The sequence below is a fragment of the Bradyrhizobium archetypum genome (assembly GCF_013114835.1).
Taxonomy (GTDB): domain Bacteria; phylum Pseudomonadota; class Alphaproteobacteria; order Rhizobiales; family Xanthobacteraceae; genus Bradyrhizobium; species Bradyrhizobium archetypum.
On sequence record NZ_JAAVLW010000013.1, the window covers coordinates 58,307 to 76,441 of the forward strand.

An 18,135-nucleotide genomic window follows, 5' to 3' on the forward strand; every position below is an offset into this window, starting at 1 on the left:
GACGCGAAGAGCCGGGGCGTTACGCCGGCCCCGGCCAATCGATCTTCGATCGCGTCTTGTTCTCGGCGTCGTAAACCTGCACCTGAAGCATTTGGAAGCGGTTCTTCAACGCCATGCCCGCCTCCTCGGCGGCTTCGACCGTTTCATAATGTGATTTGAAATGACCATCGACCACCAGTGAGTATCCGGTGGAGGGCGCCTTGTCGGCGCGGTCGGTTTTGCGCGGCTGCGGTTCGTCCACCACAGGGCGGGGCTTCTTCATGCAGGCTCCGTATGTGAACGCCCTTTGGGCTGAACGCCGCAAAAAGGGCAGGAAGAATCGTCTGACCGGCGCTAGGATGGCTTCCGAACGCGGTCAGATTGAGATCATGCCGTTACCCTGAGTCGGCATGCAGCGCAAACGCCGATTGACTGGCGAGAAGGCATCGCATGAACGGACCCAGTCGGAAGAACGAACCTCCGAAACAACCCGAGGATAAGCCGAAGAAGCCGCAACGTCCTCCGGTCGAGGAGGACGATTACGAGGACGGCGACATCGCCACGCCAAAGCGCGACCGCACCGACAACGAAAATGAGCCGCTGTAGCAGCAAGGAAAGTTGTCATCGCCCGGCTTGACCAGGCGATTTTAGTATTCCGAGGCGCTTGTATTTGACGGAAGAGCCGCGGCGTACCGCCTTCGCGGGCGACGACGCGTTGAATATCCAACAAGGTCTTCCGCTTCAATCGCACGAATGCTGTTCAGATCGAGCAGATGCGCGCCATTCAGGAGGCCATTTTTGCCTGCCCTGCCCTGCCCTGCGCCGGGGCAGCTATGCAGCGGCATTCATGGACAAATAACTGCCGGCCTTTATTTTCAGCACGCCCCTGCCGGGGCCGCAGGCATTACACGGTTTGAACTGACATGGTCGATATTCTGGCCGCACCGCAACAAGCCAAGGCAGACGCTTCGCTGCGCACGCTTGCAGCAATTTCCGCCGCCCATTGGGTCAGCCATTTCCATCTCTTCGTGCTGCCGATGCTGTTTCCCTTCCTTAAGGAACAACTTGGCGTCGGCTATATCGAGCTCGGTTTTGCGCTGACCGTGTTCGGCGTCATCTCCGGCCTCACCCAGGCTCCGATCGGCTATCTCGCCGACCATATCGGCGCGCGAAAGGTGCTGCTGATCGGGCTCACGGTCGGCGGCCTGGCACTGATCATGCTCGGGCTGCATCTGAGCTACGTTTCGCTGATCGTGTGCGCCGCTCTGCTTGGGCTTGCCAACAGCGTCTATCATCCGTGTGACTATGCGATCCTGTCGACGCATATGGACGAAGCGCGGATGGGTCGGGCGTTTTCGGTCCATACCTTTGCTGGTTTCCTCGGTGGTGCGGTGGCGCCTGCGATCATGGCTGCGCTGGTGGCAATCGTCGGCGGTCTCGGCGCATTGATTGTGGCCGGCGCCGTCGGCCCTGGCGTGGCGCTGTTGTTGATCGCCGGCCGCATTCCCGATGCGAGTTCGGCCGATCGCAAGACCGATGGCGCGCCCGCGCCAAAGCCGAGCATCGTGACACCGGCCATCATGGTGTTGACGATCTTCTTCATGCTGCTCGGCCTGTCCAATGCCGGCATCAGTAATTTCGGCGTGGTTGCGCTGATGAGCGGCTATGGCGTGGCGTTCTCGGCCGCCAATATCGCGCTGACCGCCTATCTCGGCGCCAGCGCGGCCGGCGTGCTGGCCGGCGGCTATCTCGCCGACCGCACCAGGCGCCACGGCAATGTCGCCGCCGCGTGTTTCGCCATCAACGCCGCCATCATCACCGTCATTGCGACGGTCAATTTGCCGTCGGTGGTGCTGGCTGCCGCGATGGGGCTCGCCGGTTTCCTCGGCGGCGTCATCGCGCCCTCGCGCGACATGCTGGTTCGTAACGCAGCTCCAGCCGGAGCTGCCGGCCGGGCGTTCGGCATCGTCTCCACCGGGTTCAATTTCAGCGGCATTCTCTCGCCGCTGCTGTTCGGCTGGATCATGGACCAGCAGCTGCCGCATTGGGTGTTCGGCGCGTCCGTGGCCTTCATGGTGCTGACGGTGCTGCTGGCGCTGGTCACCGACCGGAAGCCTGCGGAACCTGCCAAGCTGTAACTCCGGATCGATTTTACGCGTTTTCTTCACGCGAACCGGTATCCACCTCCGGATCAAGTCCGAGGGCATGCTTCGCTTTAAAACGCTTTGATGCATCCCTGAACCTCATCCCCGTCGGTTGACAGCATCTGGCGGCGTCGGATGATGCGCCAACAAGACAGATACGGGATGGAAGCCATGACCTCGAACCCCGACCTCGTGATCCGCGGCGGCACCATTGCCGATGGCAAGGGCGGCGACCTCTTCGAAGCCGATGTGGCGATTGCCGGCGGCCGCATCACCGAAGTTGGCAAGGTTACCGCGAAGGGCAACGAAGAGATCGACGCCAAGGGCAGACTGGTCACGCCGGGCTTTGTCGACGTCCACACCCATTACGACGGCCAGGTGACCTGGAGCCAGGACATCACGCCCTCCTCGCAGAATGGCGTCACGACGGCGATCATGGGCAATTGCGGCGTCGGCTTTGCGCCGTGCCGCCCAGAGGACCATGTCCGTCTGATCCAGTTGATGGAAGGCGTCGAGGATATTCCCGAGCCGGTGCTGAGCGCCGGCATTCCCTGGGCCTGGGAAAGCTTTCCCGATTACATGGACTGGCTCTCGAAGCGGAATTTCGACATGGACATCGGCGCGCAACTGCCGCACGCCGCCTTGCGCGTCTATGTGATGGGCGAGCGCGGCGCGCGCCGCGATCCGTCCACGCCCGAGGACAACAAGGCGATGGCGGCTCTGGCTGCCGATGCCGTGCGCGCCGGCGCACTCGGCTTCTCGACCTCGCGCACGCTCAACCACCGCACCTCGACCGGCGACTTCACGCCCACGCTGAAGGCCGGCGAGGATGAATTGACCGCAATCGCCGCAGCAATGCACGCGCAGGGCCGCAGCGTGCTGCAGTTCGTGCTCGATCTCTCCACCATCGACGAAGACCTGCCGATGATGCTGCGGGTGGCCGAGAACAGCAAGATCCCGGTATCGTTCTCGATCACCCAGAACGACAAGGCGCCGCAGCGCTGGCGGCAGACGCTCGAGACCATCCGCGAGGCCTCAATGCGCGGCCTGTCGATCACCGCGCAAATCGCGGCCCGCCCGGTCGGGCTTATGCTGGGCCTCGAATTGTCGCGCAACCCGTTCCAGACCCATCCGAGCTACCAGGCGATCGCGCATCTGCCACTTGCCGAACGTCTCGCGCGTCTGCGTCAGCCCGACGTGCGGAAAGCGATCCTCAGCGAGCACGCCACCGCGACCGACGATCCGCTGTTCTTCCGGCCGAACTACGACAAGATGTACCTGCTCGGCAATCCGCCGGACTACGAGCAGCCGCCTGAGAATGCACTCGGTCCACAGGCCCGCCGCCATGGCAAGCAGCCGGAAGAGCTCGCCTATGACGCCATGCTGACCGATGACGGCCGCGGCATGCTCTATGTGCCGTTCCTCAATTACGCCGACGGCAACCTCGATGCTGTCAGCGAGATGCTGCGTGATCCCAATGCGGTGCCGGGCCTCTCCGACGGCGGCGCGCATTGCGGCATCATCTGCGATGCCAGCTTCCCGACTTATCTGCTGACGCATTGGACACGCGACCGGAGCCGCGGTGAAAAACTGCCGATCCCGTTCGTGGTGGCGGCGCAGTCGCGCAAGACCGCGCTTTCGGTCGGCCTCTACGACCGCGGCGTGATCGCGCCGGGATTCAAGGCCGACGTCAACGTGATCGACTACGGTCGCCTGCATCTGCATCCGCCAAAGGTGCACTATGACCTGCCGGTCGGCGGCCGCCGCCTGATGCAGCAGGTCGACGGCTATGACGCGACCATCGTCTCAGGCGTGGTGACGCAGCGCGGCGGCAAGGCCACCGGCGTACGCCCCGGCAAGCTGGTGCGCGGCGCGCAAGGCTCAAAGCCACAGTTCGATGCGGCCGCGAGCTAGCGCTGCGCTACCTCAACATATTGGTGACGTCCCTGCGAAGAATGCGTCCGTTCGCAGGCACGACGGATGATTTGTTATTGCCTCATGCGAATTTCGGCTGGGCCGCGGCCTGGGCCATCAGCCTCGCGCGCTCCGTGTTCGGCCACAGCAGCAGCAGTCCAAGCAATCCCGACGCCGCCATGATCACCGCGTTGATGGTGAAGCCCGTCATGTAGCCTTCGAGCGGCGCAGCCGCGTTCTGGATCACGACGCCCATTACCGAGGGCGCAATCATGCCCGCCAGCGTATAGATTGCGCCGTAGATCGCGATGACCGCGCCGCGCTGCTGCACCGGCGTGAATTCGCCGAGCATCGGCGGGCAGACCACATAGATCGAGCCGCAGAGTCCCGAGCCGACCACGAGGAAGGCGATCTGCCATCCCGCGCCATTGACATACGGAAGAACCGCGAGAATCAGCCCGCCGACAATCAGCGGGACAGAGCCGAGTATGCCGCGTGCGCCGCGCGTGGTGTATCCGCGCGTCAGCATCACCTGTGAGATCCAACCGGTCAGCAGCACGACGGCCGCCCCGAACACCCAGGGCAGCACCGAAATCCAGCCCGCGTCCTTCTGCGAGAAGCCGAGCCCCTTGACGATGAACGGCGTGAACCAGGTCAAACCGAGCGACAGCGCCCAGTAGGCGCCGAAGGTCGCCGCGCAGCAGCCGATGAACGTGCGCGAGGTCAGAAGCTGGAGATAAGGAACGCGCGGATCGGTTGTTGCCGTCGTAACGGTGTGAACGAGCGGTCCTTCCTTGCCCATGACGAGCCAGGCGGCACCCCACATCAGGCCGACGATTCCGAGCGCGCCGAAGGCGTAATGCCAGCTATGATTGACGATGATCCAATTGAGCGCCGGCACCGCTAGGATGACGCCGAAAGCCGAGCCCTGCGAAAGAATGGCGGTGGGCAGCGTGCGCTTCTCGTCGGGAAACCATTTGTAGATGGCGTGCGCCGCCACTGCGAACGCTGGCCCCTCACCGGCGCCGAGAATGATGCGGCAGATCACCAGCGTCGCGAAACCGACGGTGCCGACCATCGGAAATTGCGCGACCGACCAGATCACCGCCATCACGAGCAGCACCCAGCGGGTGTCGACGCGGTTGACGATGAAGCCGACGACGATGGCCGAGATCGAAAACAGGAAAAAGAACGAGGAGCCGAGGAAGCCGAACTGTTCTGGCGAGAGTTTCAGCTCGTCCATGATCGGGGCGCCGGCAAGGCCGACCACGATCTTGTCGGCAAAGTTCACCAGCATGAACAGAAACAGCAGAAACGTGATTTTCCAGGCGCCTTTGGGCGTCGGTTGCGCGGTCATGGCTGTTTTCCCCATTTTTGTGTAGCTGGCTCTTAAAAGATCGGCCGGTTCCAATGGTACTAGGGCTTGCCGGCAAGGCAACCGGGATTTGTCGGCAAATGCCGCGCTCCGCAACTGCAGGCTGCTACGAGAGGCACATGCTGCAACCGGATCACGATCGCGGTACGATGAGGCCATGATCCAGAACGCCCGCTCTGATATGTTGCATGCCACCACGTCAGGGGATTTTCATGGTCAAATCGGTCGATCGTTGCGCATGACCAACGGCAATCCCAAGGTGACCGGCCCCGTACTTCAGGTGGCCGGCCTGACCAAGAGCTACCGCACGGCCGGCGAAGAGATCGCAGTGCTGCGCGGGGTAAACCTGACCGTCGCCGCCGGCGAGACCGTCGCGCTGACAGGCGAATCCGGCAGCGGCAAGAGCACGCTCTTGCACCTGATCGCAGGTCTCGATGCAGCCGACGGCGGCGAGATCAGGCTGGCGGATGCGCAGGTCTGCGAACTCAGCGATGCCGACCGCGCGGAAATGCGCCGCGACCGGCTTGGCCTGGTGTTTCAGCAATTCAACCTGATCCCCAGCCTCACGGTGGATGACAACCTCGCTTTCCAGTCGCGCATTGCCGGCCGTCACGATATGGCCTGGCACAACGAGTTGGTGGAGCGGCTCGGGCTCGGGCGTCTGCTGAAACGCTACCCCGAGCAACTATCCGGTGGCCAGCAACAGCGCGTCGCCATCGGCCGGGCGCTGGCGATCAAGCCATTGTTGCTGCTCGCCGACGAACCGACCGGCAACCTCGACGAGGATACTGCGGACGAGGTGCTGGCACTGGCACGCGACCTGGTGGCCCGCAGCGGCTGCGGATTTCTGATGGTGACGCATAGCGCAAGGCTAGCTGCGACCCTCGACCGACAGGTTAACCTGCATGCCGGGGTGATCGCGTGAAGCGCGCGCTGTGGACGCTGGCCGTGCTGTTGAGCCATTGGCGGCGTCATCCCATGCAGTTGGCGACCCTCCTGATCGGCTTGATCTCGGCAACCGCGCTGTGGAGCGGCGTGCAGGCGCTCAATCAGCAGGCGCGCACCTCCTACGATCGCGCCGCCGCCACTTTTGGCGGCACGCGCACCGCGATGCTGGTCGCAAGCAGCGGCGCAACTTTCCCGCAAAGACTCTTTGTCGATCTGCGCCGCGCCGGCTGGCCGGTTTCGCCCGTGCTCGAAGGCCGGATCCAGATCGAGGGACGGTCGGTCCGCCTGCTCGGCATCGAGCCGGTCACGCTGCCCACGGAAGTCGGCAATGCGCCGACAATCGGCAAAGCCGGCCTGCAATCATTCATGACGCCGCCAGGCGAGATGCTGGTCGCGCCGGAAACGCTTGCCGATCTCAAGCTCGCCGAGGGCGCGCGCGCCGAAGCCAATGGCGCCTTGCTGCCGCCGCTTCGCGTGCAGCCAAACCTCGTGCCCGGCGTGCTGGTCGTCGACATCGGTATCGCGCAAAACCTCTTGAAAATGCCGGATCAGCTCACGCGCCTCCTGATCGGCAAGGCGGTGGGCAAGCGCGCGCCGCTTGAAAGCATTGCCGGCGACAAGCTTCGCCTGATCGAGCCAGATGCGGAGACCGATCTCGAGCGTCTCACCGACAGTTTTCACCTGAACCTGACTGCGTTCGGCTTGCTGTCGTTCTTCGTCGGCCTGTTCATCGTCAATTCGGCGATCGGGCTTGCCTTCGAACAGCGGCTGCCTACCTTGCGGACCCTGCGCGCCTGCGGTGTCTCGGCGCGGATGCTCAACGGCGTGCTGGTGCTCGAGCTGGTATCGCTGGCGCTGATCGCGGGGCTGATTGGGCTTGTCTGCGGTTACTTCATTGCCGGCGCGCTGCTGCCCGACGTCGCGGCCTCGCTACGAGGGCTCTATGGCGCGCAGATTCCGGGACATCTGACGCTCAAGCCGCAATGGTGGATCGCCGGCATCGCGATCAGCATTCTGGGCGCGCTCGCTGCGGCCGCCACGAGCCTGACCAAGGCGCTGCGGCTGCCGCTGCTCGCCACTGCGCAGCCGTTCGCCTGGCAACAGGCGCAGCGGCGCTGGCTGACCTATCAGAGCGCGCTGGCGCTCGCGGCATTCGCCGCGGCTGGCGGCCTGTTGTGGTTCGGCGATTCCCTGATGTCTGGCTTTGCCGTGCTCGCGGCGCTGATGCTCGGCGCCGCGTTGATTCTCCCAATGTTTCTGGAGATCGTGCTGTCGATCGGTCAGCGGCGGGCGCGGGCGCCGCTCGGCATCTGGTTCTGGGCCGACAGCCGCCAGCAACTCTCCGGACTGTCGCTCGCCTTGATGGCGCTTTTGCTTGCGCTGTCGGTGAATGTCGGTGTCTCGACCATGGTCGAGAGTTTCTCCCGCACATTCCTGGTCTGGCTCGATGGACGGCTGGCGGCGGACGTCTATATCAATGCAGCCAACGACGAGCAGGCCCACGAGATCATGGCCTGGCTGCGCGAGCGACCCGAGGTCGAGGCGATCCTGCCCGGCGGCCGCGCCGATACGCAACTGGTGGGCGCGCCCATCGAGGTGCTGGGCCTGCCCGATCACGCCATCTACCGCGACAACTGGCCGCTGCTGCAATCGGCCGACAATGCCTGGATCAAGCTTCGCCCGGGCGACGCGGCGCTCGTCAGCGAACAGCTGGCGCGGCGCCTGCATCTTTCGATCGGCGACCGCATCGGGGTGCCCGCGCCAGGCGGCAACTGGACGCTCAACGTGGTCGGCATCTATGCCGACTACGGCAACCCCAAGGGCCAGATTGCGGTGAACTTCGCCGCGCTGACGCGCCGCTTTCCCGAAATCCCGCTGACGCGCATGGGTTTGCGGGTCGCCTCGCCAAAGATCCCGGCGCTAATTTCGGCGCTGCAGGAGAAGTTCGGTCTCGACGATCGCAATGTCGCCGACCAGGCGACGATGAAGGCGGAATCGACGCGGATCTTCAACCGCACTTTCTCGGTCACAGCCGCGCTGAATGCTTTCACGCTCGGCGTCGCCGGCGTTGCGCTGCTGACCAGCCTACTGACGCTGGCCAATTCCCGCCTGCCGCAACTGGCGCCGCTATGGGCGATCGGCATCACGCGACGGCGGCTCGCCGTGATCGAGCTTCTCAAGACCATGTCGGTGGCGCTGATCACCACCATCTTCGCGCTTCCGCTGGGCTTGCTGGTCGCGTGGTGTTTGCTCGCAATCGTCAACGTCAAGGCGTTTGGCTGGCGACTGCCGTTCCACGTGTTTCCGCTGCAATTGCTCTGGCTCACCGGCGTCGCGATGGCGGCCGCGCTTGCCGCCTCGGCGCTTCCCGTCATCCGGCTGGCGCGGATGCAGCCGGCGAGCCTGATCAGGATCTTTGCCAATGAACGCTAGCGGTCTCATCACCCGCCGCGGGGTCGTCGGCGGCGCGGTCTTAGCGGGCCTCGGCGGCACGGCGTTGGCGCAGGGTTTTGCGGGTTTGAGCGAAAGCGCCGAAGGATTTGCGCCGGTGGTGCCCGGCAGGACATTTGCGTTTCCCGCCGACCACGGACCGCATCCGGAATTCCGCATCGAGTGGTGGTATGTGACGGCCAACCTGATCGATGCCAATGGCGGTGCCTACGGCGCGCAATGGACGCTGTTTCGCCAGGCGATCGCAGCGGGCGGGCCGCGCGAGGGCTGGGCCAACCAGCAGATCTGGATGGGCCATGCCGCCGTCACGCGCCAGGATATCCATCGCTTTGCCCAGGCGTTCGCGCGCGGCGGCGTCGGCCAGGCCGGTGTGGAGGCGCAGCCCTTTCATGCCTGGATCGACGCCTGGGAGATGCGCGGGCTCGATCCGGTGAGCGACGAGAATATTGCTCCGCTGGAACTGAAAGCATCGGGTGCCGACTTCAGCTACACGCTGCGCCTCGGCGCGCTGCGTCCGCTGGTGCTGCAGGGCGACGGCGGCTACAGCCGCAAATCGCTGCGCGAACAGGCCTCCTATTATTATAGCCAGCCGCATTATACGGCGAAGGGCATCCTCACCGTCGACGACAGGCCTGTCGACGTCACCGGCATGGCCTGGCTCGACCGCGAGTGGAGCAGCCAGCCGCTGGCGTCAGATCAAAGCGGATGGGACTGGCTGTCGCTGCATTTCAATTCCGGCGACAAATTGATGCTGTACCGGATGCGCCAGGCCGATGGCCAGCATTACGGCTCAGGCAAGTGGATCGCACCCGACGGCACGGCTGAACAACTCGCTTCCGCCGACATCATGATGACGCCACTCATCTTCACCGAGATCGAGAAACGAAAGATACCGACGACGTGGCGTATCGCCATTCCGAGGATGGCGCTGTCGATCGAATGCTCGCCGCTCAACGCCAGAAGCTGGATGGGGACGAGCTTTCCTTATTGGGAAGGTCCGATCAGCTTTGCCGGAAGCCATACCGGGCTGGGTTATCTGGAAATGACGGGCTACTAAGTCCTTCGCACGCAACAGGGAAATTTCATCTCACCGCGTGGCGGACTGTGCAGGGTGAGAACGAGATCTATCGCACGTCGTCCCGGCCTTGAGCCGGGACCCATACGCCGCGTCTTATCAATGAGGCAAGTAGTCGGACGCCCGCTCTAACAACGAGCGCCCGTTGTTATGGCCCTGCTTTCGCAGGGACGACCGAGAAAGCTACTTCACCAGCGGGCAGCCCGAATCCTTTGCGGCCGGGAACGCCTTGTCGCCGGGCACCACCGCGAGCTGCTTGTAGTAATCCCACGGCTTCTTCGATTCCGAAGGCTTCTTGACCTCGAACAGATAGAGGTCATGCACCATGCGGCCGTTCTCCAGCACTTTGCCGCCTTGCGCAAAATCGTCGTCGACCGGAAGCTCCTTCAGCTTCTTGGCAACCGCCTCGGTCTCCTTGGTCCCCGCGGCCTTCACCGCCTTCAGGTATTGCAGCGTCGCCGAATAGGTGCCGGCCTGGATCATGTTCGGCATGCGGCCGGTTCGCTTGAAGAAGCGTTCGGCCAGATTGCGGCTCTTGGGATCGCGGTCCCAGTAGTAGCCTTCCGTCAGCACCAGGCCCTGCGCGGCGTCGAGCCCGAGGCCGTGCACTTCGGCCAGCGTCAGCAACAGGCCGGCGAGCTTCTGGCCGCTCCTGACGATGCCGAATTCCGCCGCCTGCTTGATCGAGTTGGTGGTGTCGAGGCCGGCATTGGCGAGGCCGATGATCTTGGCTTTCGAACTCTGCGCCTGCAGCAGGAAGGACGAGAAATCCGACGAGTTCAGGGGAATGCGGACCGCGCCGAGCACCTTGCCGCCCTTCGCCTTGACGAAATCGCTGGTGTCCTTTTCCAGCGCGTGGCCGAATGCGTAGTCCGCCGTCATGAAGAACCAGCTATCGCCGCCGGATTCCACCAGCGCGCCGCCAGTGCCGTAGGCTAGCGCGTGGGTATCATAGGCCCAGTGGAATCCGTAAGGCTGACAGGCATCGCCGGTGAGACGCGAGGTCGCCGCACCCACGACGATATCGATCTTCTTCATCTGCTTGGACAGATCGTGGATCGCGAGCGCGACCGACGAGGTCGTCAGCTCGGTGATCATGTCGACGCCCTCCACCTCGTACCAGCGCCGTGCGATCGCGGTGCCGAGATCCGGCTTGTTCTGATGGTCGGCGGAGACGATTTCGATCTTGTGGCCGAGCACCTCGCCGCCAAAGTCTTCAATCGCCATCTTGGCGGCCTCGAACGACCATTTGCCGCCGTAATCCGCATAGACCCCGGACTGATCGTTCAAAATGCCGATCTTGACGCCCTGCGCGGACGCCGGCACGGCGAGCAAAAGACCAACTGCCGCAACGGCGGCCAACAATCCCGACTTCATTCTTTTCTCCCGGAATTTTTTGTCGAAGGAACCTGGCGACATTATTCAATAACCCCGTAAGTGCCCATCCATTTCGGATCAGCCAAAAGTATTGGGGAACTTGAGATTGGGGCTCTTCGAACTTCATCGGTCATTCCGGGGCGCGGCGGAGCCGCGAGCCCGGAATGACGTGCGCAGTGAACGAAGCAATCGCACTCACACCGCAGCCGGCTTCTTGCCCTTGCCCTCGGCGAGGTTGCGGACGATGACGTAGAAGATCGGCGTGAAAATCAGGCCGAATAGCGTCACGCCGAGCATGCCAAAGAACACGGCCACTCCGACTGCCTGCCGCATCTCCGAACCCGAGCCCGACGAGATCACCAGCGGCAGCACGCCGAGGATGAAGGCAAACGAGGTCATCAGGATCGGCCGCAGCCGCAGTCGGCAGGCTTCGATGACCGCTTCCAGCCGCGCCTTTCCTTCAAGCTCGATATCGCGCGCGAACTCGACGATCAGAATGGCGTTCTTGGCCGCCAACCCTACCAGCACCACGAAGCCGATCTGGGTCAGGATGTTGACGTCCTGCCCCATGATGCGCACGCCGATGGTGGCGGCGAGCAGGCACATCGGGACGATCAGAATGACCGCAAATGGCAGGCTCCACGAGCCATATTGCGCTGCCAGCACCAGATACACGAACAGCACGCAGATCGGGAACACGAGGAGGCCGGCTTGGCCGCCGGTGACCTGCTGGTAGGACAGATCGGTCCATTCGAACGAAAAACCGCTCGGCAGCGTGTCCTCGGCCAGTTTCTTCATCGTGTTGATCGCCGTCGCAGAGCTTGTTCCCGGCAGCGTATCGCCCTGCAACTCGGCCGCGGGATACAGATTGTAGCGCGCAACGCGGTCGGGCCCCGAGATGTCGCGGAAACTGACCACGCTGCCGAGCATGACCATGTCGCCGGCCGCATTGCGGGTGCGCAGGCGCGCCAGATCGGAGGTTTCCTTGCGGAACGGAAGGTCGGCCTGCGCCGTGACGTGATAGGTGCGGCCGAATAGATTGAAGTCGTTGACATAGGACGACCCAAAATAGGTTTGGATCGTGTCGGTGATGTTCGCAATCGGCACACCGAGCTTCTGCGCCTTGACGCGATCGATATCGACAAACAGCTGCGGCGTGTTGGCGGTGAACGTTGAGAACACCTGCGTGAGCCCCGGCGCCTTGCGCGCCGCGCCGATCAGTTCATCCGTCGCCGCAGCCAGCATTTCGGAGCCGCGGCCCTGACGATCCTGAATGCGCATGGTGAAGCCGCCGCCGGTCCCGATGCCGGGCACCGCGGGCGGCGGGATGACGATGATGAAGGCGCCCTGGATGCTCGCCAGCCGCATGCGCAGATTGTTGGCGATCGCGCCTGCGGAAAGTCCCTTCTTGTGGCGTTCCTCCGGATCGTCGAATACCGGGAACAATGCAGCGGCATTGCTCGCCTGCGTTCGCGTCGCGCCCGAGAAGCCGGCAAACGCCGCCACGCGAATGATGCCCGGCGTATCCAGTGCAATGCGCTCGATCTCACGAACCACCTCGGTGGTTCGCGCCAGCGACGCCGCGCCCGGCAACTGCACGGAGACGATGACGTAGCCACGATCCTGCGCCGGAATGAAACCTTGCGGCGTGGTCATCAATAGCCAACCGGCGCTGCCGATCAGCCCGGCATAGAGCACCAGCATCACCACCGAGTGACGGATCACGAAATCAGCGGCACGGGCATAGCCATGCGACAGCCGATCGAAGCCGCGATTGAACACGCCGGTAAAGGCGTCCCAGCCGCGCGCGATGAAATTCCAGCGCGCCGCCGGCCTTTTGTCCTCATGCGGCTGCAGGATCAGCGAAGCCAGGGCCGGCGACAGCGTCAGCGAGCAGAAACAGGAAATTGCGGTCGCGACCGCAATGGTGACGGCAAACTGCTGGAAGAACTGCCCGGAGATGCCGCCGAGGAATGCTGTGGGGACGAACACCGCGCATAGCACCAGCGCGATCGACACCAGCGCGCTGCCGACCTCTTCCATGGTGCGGAGCGCCGCGTCACGCCGGCTCATGCCGTGCTCGAGATGCCGCTCGACGTTCTCGACCACTACGATGGCGTCGTCGACCACGATGCCGACGGCGAGCACGAGCCCGAACAAGGTGAGATTGTTGATCGAGAACCCGAGAGCCGCCATCACCGCAAAGGTGCCGACCAGCGATACCGGAATAGCGATAATCGGAATGATTGCCGGGCGCCAGCCCTGCAAAAACACAAGCACAACGATCACGACCAGCGCCATCGCCTCGTAGATCGTCTTGATCAGCTCGCTGACGGACTGCGCGATGAATTCGGTCGGGTTGTAGCCGATGTTGTAATCGAGCCCCTTCGGAAAGCTCGCCTTCAGCCGTTCCATGGTGTTGGAAATATTCTTGGCGGTCGCCAGCGCGTTGGAGCCCGGCCGCTGTGTCACCAGCATCGCGACGGCGGATTTCCGCAGCAGAAAACTGTTGGTCGAATAGGCCAGGGCGCCCAATTCGATCCGCGCGACGTCGCGCAGCTTGACGGTACGCCCGTCGGCGCCGGCCTTGACCACGATTTCCTCGAACTGTTTCGGGTCCTTCAACCGGCCAGTAAAGGTAAGATTCGGCGAAAAGGCTCGGTCGGCGATCGGCGGCTCTGCGATCTGACCGCCCGCGATCTGCACGTTTTGCGAGCGGATCGCCGCGACCACTTCGCCTGCGGTCAGGCCGAGCGTGGAGATCTTGTCGGGATCAAGCCACAGCCGCATCGAATAGTCGCGCGCGCCGAAGATCTGGATGTCGCCGACGCCGTCGAGCCGGAGCAACTGGTCGCGGACCTGCAGCAGGGCGTAGTTGGAGATGTAGAGCTGGTCGAACGTGTCGTCCGGCGACAGCATGAACACCACCATCAGGATGTCGGGGCTGTTCTTGCGGGTGACGACCCCGTTGCGCTGCACTTCCTCCGGCAGCCGCGGCTGCGCGATGGCGACCCGGTTCTGGACCAGCACCTGCGCCTTGTCGAGATCGGTGCCGAGCTTGAACGTCACTGTGATCGTCAACTGCCCGTTCGAGGTCGCCTGGCTGTAGAGGTAGAGCATGTCCTCGACGCCATTGATCTCCTGCTCAATGGGAGCTGCAACCGTATCGGACACGGTTTGCGCGGAGGCGCCCGGATATTGCGTCGTGACCACGACCGTCGGCGGCACCACCTGCGGATATTCGGAGACCGGCAGCGTGCCGTAGGCGATCGCGCCGACGATCAGGAGCACGATCGACAGCACCATCGCCAGGATGGGCTGGTTGATGGAGAGGCGGCCGAGATTCATGTCTTGTCACCGGCCGGCTTGATATCGGTCGCATGCGGGGTGACTTTTGCCCCCACCCGGGCCCGTTGCAGGCCGTCGATGATGACGCGGTCCTCCGGCTTTATTCCTTCTCGGATCACGCGCAGGCCTTCGTCGAGCGGCCCAAGCGTCACCGGCTTTGCTTCGACCGTATTGTCGTCCTTGACCACAAAGACGATCTTGCGCGACTGGTCGGTCGCAATCGCCGTGTCCGGCAGCAGCAGCGCCTCGTAGGGCGCACTGCCGATAATCCGGACCCGGCCGAACTGCCCGGGCAGGATCGAGAGATCCTTGTTCGGGATCACGGCGCGGCTGCGCAGCGTTCCGGTCGAGACATCCAGCCGGTTGTCGAGGAAGTCCATCTTGCCTTCATGCGAGGGCTTGGTTTCGCCGGTCAGTGTCACCTGCACCGGGTTCGGCGTATCGCGCGAACTCGGGCGTTTGCCTTCGAACCAGAGCCGGCTGTTTCGCAGGTAAGTCGCTTCGTCGACATCGAAATAGATGTAGATAGGGTCGAGCGAAACAATCGAGGTGAGCAGCGTGGCCCCGCCCTCGGAGCCCTGCACGAGATTGCCCGGGGTCACGAGATGGCGGCTGACGCGGCCCGTGATCGGCGCCATCACGTGGGTAAACTCGATATTGAGCTTGGCGGCCTTGAGCGCGCCTTCGGCCTGCATCTCGGCGGCGCGCGCCGCCTGCAAGGTCTGGCGGCGCTGGTCGACGATGGAATCGGATACCGCCTGGGTCTGGTTCAGGGTCAACGCACGGTCGAGTTCGCGCCTGGCAAGCTCGGCCTTCGCCCGCGCGTCCGACAACTGGCCGTCGGCCTGCTCGGCGACGGCCTCGAACGGCCGGGCATCGATCACGTAAAGCAGATCGCCTGCCCGCACGATGGCGCCGTCACGAAATTCGACACTGGACACGAAGCCGCCGACCCGGGCACGAACCTGAACTTCCTGAATCGCCTCGAACCGTCCGGTGAATTCATCCCAGTCGGTCACGATACGCTTCACCGGCTGCGCGACCGTCACGGTTGGCGGCGCTGCCGCCGGCTGTTGCGGCGGCTTGTCGCCGCAGGCCGAGAGCGCCAGCGCGAACAGCGGGGTCAGCCATTTGAGGTGGCGAGGTGCGTGAATGCCGACGCTGGCGGGTACAGGCGGACGTTCGAATTGTTCAGTCGTGCTCAATCCCATCTCCCCTGCACTCTCAACATCCTGTTCGATGGAAGCGGCTGCCGTGGAACTTTGTGGCGGAGGCCTCAGATGTGATCAGTTCCCAGTCTCGTCAAGAACCCGACCGGATCAAGCACAATCGTTATGCATCCGCGCAATCAACGCTCGGCGCCGCGCAGGGACCTCATACTTTTCGCACTGCGAGAGAGGAACCCGTCACACCGAACGGCAGCTAATCGCCGCCAGATGACGAAAACGTGACATCCGTTATCCGTTCGTCGTCTAGCCGAGCATCTTCGCGCGAGCCCGGAAATCCATTTCAGCTCCGAGCGCGTGCGCCCCGACCGCCCGAGCAGCAAGACGGTCGGCGCACAGTTCGCCTTCGGACATGACGCCGCGAATTTCCTCCGCTAACTTTTCGGGCAAGGCCCAACTGGGCCGAAGAATGTCCGGGGGAGGACAAGCGGTCCGCGCGAGATTCTGGACATGGCCGCGTAAGGAGAGCAACGCCAACATGTATACCGGCAAGCAGGCTCATCTTCGTCCATTGCAGCCCGCCTTCATCATGGCATCCACCGGCGAAACGGTGACCTATCGGGAGTTGGACGCACGTACGAACCGCCTGGCGCATCTATTCCGCAACCGCGGCCTCAAGCGGCTCGACCACTATTCGATCTTCATGGAGAACAACAGCCGTTACCTCGAAGCCTGCGGCGCCGGCGAACGGAGCGGGCTGTATTTCACTTGCGTGAATTCTTATCTGACAGCGGGCGAACTCGCCTATATCCTTACCAACAGCCAGTCGCGCATCCTCATCACCTCCAGAGCGAAACTCGACGTCGCGCGCCAAGCGCTGAAGGGATGCCCCAAGATCGAGCTGTGCATCGTCGCCGACGGCGAGAGCGAAAGCGACCGCATCGTCGGGCTGCAGCAAGTGACCGCAGGTCTGCCGCAGACTCCGATTGCGGACGAAAGCGTCGGTACCGCAATGCTCTATTCGTCCGGCACCACCGGCCGACCCAAGGGCATCCTGCGGCCATTGCCCGAACAGCCGCCGGTGCAAAACCTGCCGCTGTTCGATTTCCTCATCGGCCTTTGGCATTACCGCGAGGGAATGATCTACCTGTCGCCGGCGCCGCTCTATCATTCGGCCCCACAGGCGGCGGTCAACCTTACCATCCGGATGGGCGGCACTGTCATCATCATGGAAAGCTTCGATCCGGAGCGCTACCTCGAACTGGTTCAGAAATGGGGCGTCACCCACACCCAGCTCGTGCCGACGATGTTCTCGCGCATGCTGAAACTGCCGGAAGAGGTGCGTAAGCGTTACGACCTCTCATCCCTCGAGATTGCGATCCACGCCGCCGCGCCCTGCCCCGCGGCGGTGAAGGACGACATGATCAAATGGTGGGGCCCGATCATCCATGAATATTACGGCGCCACCGAGGGGCTCGGCTTCACCGCCTGCAACAGCGAGGAATGGCTGACCCATCGCGGCACCGTCGGCAAGGTGTTGCTCGGCGATTTGCACATTCTCGACGATAACATGAAACCGTGCCCAGCCGGCACGCCGGGCACGGTGTGGTTCAAGACGGCCTCGCCGTTCGAATATTTCAATGACCCAGCAAAGACCGCAGAGGTCCGCTCGCCCGACGGCAGCATGAGCACCGTCGGCGATGTCGGCTATGTTGACGAGGACGGCTACCTCTATCTGACCGATCGCGCGACCTTCATGATCATCTCCGGCGGGGTCAACATCTATCCGCAGGAATGCGAAAATCTGCTGATCACCCACCCCAAGATCGCGGACGCGGCCGTGTTCGGCGTGCCCAATCCCGATCTCGGCGAGGAGGTAAAAGCCGTGGTGCAGCCGATGCCCGGCGTTTCACCGGGGCAGGAGCTGGCCGACGAGCTGATTGCCTTCTGCAGCCAGTCGCTGTCGCGCCAGAAGGTGCCGCGCTCGATCGATTTCGAAGCGGAGTTGCCGCGGCTGCCGACCGGCAAGCTCTACAAGCGCTTATTGCGCGACCGCTATTGGGGCAACAAGACCTCGCGAATCGTCTGAGATGCGACGATGTGAGATGATGAAAGCGAACACACAGGTCGCAATGCGTAGTGGTGCGGTGCATCATCGGGTGGGCATTTGGCGCGAGGCGCAAATATAGCGCCTGCTCCGCAACGAATCCGCCGCCGTCGCCGCGCGACAGAATTGCCGTGCATGTTCCGCCGCGCGGATTTCGATTAGTCCGAATTACCAATCCTGGCATTGGCTTGGCCGGTTGCCCGAACGCTCCGTCATGGTATCTTCGATACCAATCGGCCAGTTGAGACCGA

Annotated in this window: 12 protein-coding genes; 7 read left to right on the plus strand and 5 right to left on the minus strand. The window is 63.3% G+C overall.

The genetic code is table 11. From position 1 onward, the window contains the following. Positions 1-19: 19 nt before the first annotated feature. Complete coding sequence (locus HCN50_RS31085) at positions 20-262, minus strand: hypothetical protein (RefSeq protein ID WP_171713691.1); 243 nt, start codon at positions 260-262, stop codon at positions 20-22. 167 nt (positions 263-429) lie between these two features. Here HCN50_RS31085 and HCN50_RS31090 point away from each other — a divergent pair, with 167 nt between their 5' ends. The 3 genes from HCN50_RS31090 (at position 430) to HCN50_RS31100 (ending at position 4,037) form a co-directional block, all read left to right on the plus strand. Continuing rightward, positions 430-585, plus strand: a complete 156-nt coding sequence (locus HCN50_RS31090) for a hypothetical protein (protein WP_171713692.1) — start codon at positions 430-432, stop codon at positions 583-585. Between the two features lie 317 nt (positions 586-902). Continuing rightward, positions 903-2,117 (plus strand): MFS transporter, encoded by a 1,215-nt coding sequence (locus HCN50_RS31095; protein ID WP_171713693.1) that lies wholly within the window; start codon positions 903-905, stop codon positions 2,115-2,117. 177 nt (positions 2,118-2,294) lie between these two features. Then, positions 2,295-4,037, plus strand: coding sequence for an N-acyl-D-amino-acid deacylase family protein (locus tag HCN50_RS31100; RefSeq protein ID WP_171713694.1), 1,743 nt, complete (start codon positions 2,295-2,297; stop codon positions 4,035-4,037). Positions 4,038-4,119: 82 nt separating this feature from the next. On the opposite strand, the gene HCN50_RS31105 is transcribed toward HCN50_RS31100, so the two are convergent. Then, positions 4,120-5,394 carry an MFS transporter gene (locus HCN50_RS31105; RefSeq protein ID WP_235977328.1) on the minus strand — a complete coding sequence of 425 codons (1,275 nt, stop codon included), beginning with the start codon at positions 5,392-5,394 and terminating at the stop codon, positions 4,120-4,122. Between the two features lie 256 nt (positions 5,395-5,650). Between HCN50_RS31105 and HCN50_RS31110 the strand changes: the two genes are divergently transcribed. From HCN50_RS31110 to HCN50_RS31120, 3 genes are read left to right on the plus strand one after another with little or no spacing between them, the layout of a single operon-like run. Next, positions 5,651-6,337 carry an ABC transporter ATP-binding protein gene (locus HCN50_RS31110; RefSeq protein WP_171713696.1) on the plus strand — a complete coding sequence of 229 codons (687 nt, stop codon included), beginning with the start codon at positions 5,651-5,653 and terminating at the stop codon, positions 6,335-6,337. Beyond that, on the plus strand, positions 6,334-8,793 hold the full coding sequence (locus HCN50_RS31115) for an ABC transporter permease (RefSeq protein ID WP_171713697.1): 2,460 nt from the start codon (positions 6,334-6,336) through the stop codon (positions 8,791-8,793). Before HCN50_RS31110 ends, HCN50_RS31115 begins: the two co-directional genes overlap by 4 nt. After that, positions 8,783-9,868, plus strand: a complete 1,086-nt coding sequence (locus tag HCN50_RS31120) for a lipocalin-like domain-containing protein (RefSeq protein WP_171713698.1) — start codon at positions 8,783-8,785, stop codon at positions 9,866-9,868. The genes HCN50_RS31115 and HCN50_RS31120 overlap by 11 nt, the downstream gene beginning before the upstream one ends. 201 nt (positions 9,869-10,069) lie before the next feature. Here HCN50_RS31120 and HCN50_RS31125 read toward each other — a convergent pair whose 3' ends face one another. The 3 genes from HCN50_RS31125 to HCN50_RS31135 form a co-directional block, all read right to left on the minus strand. Continuing rightward, positions 10,070-11,263: an ABC transporter substrate-binding protein gene (locus HCN50_RS31125; RefSeq protein ID WP_171713699.1), complete on the minus strand. Its 1,194-nt coding sequence runs from the start codon at positions 11,261-11,263 to the stop codon at positions 10,070-10,072. Positions 11,264-11,458: 195 nt separating this feature from the next. Next, positions 11,459-14,611, minus strand: a complete 3,153-nt coding sequence (locus tag HCN50_RS31130; protein ID WP_171713700.1) for an efflux RND transporter permease subunit — start codon at positions 14,609-14,611, stop codon at positions 11,459-11,461. Then, entirely contained in the window at positions 14,608-15,765 is a 1,158-nt protein-coding gene (locus tag HCN50_RS31135) for an efflux RND transporter periplasmic adaptor subunit (protein ID WP_512699174.1), read from the minus strand. Before HCN50_RS31135 ends, HCN50_RS31130 begins: the two co-directional genes overlap by 4 nt. 550 nt (positions 15,766-16,315) lie before the next feature. On the opposite strand from HCN50_RS31135, the gene HCN50_RS31140 reads away from it, so the two are divergent. Further along, positions 16,316-17,866, plus strand: a complete 1,551-nt coding sequence (locus HCN50_RS31140) for an AMP-binding protein (protein ID WP_171713702.1) — start codon at positions 16,316-16,318, stop codon at positions 17,864-17,866. Positions 17,867-18,135 lie beyond the last annotated feature (269 nt).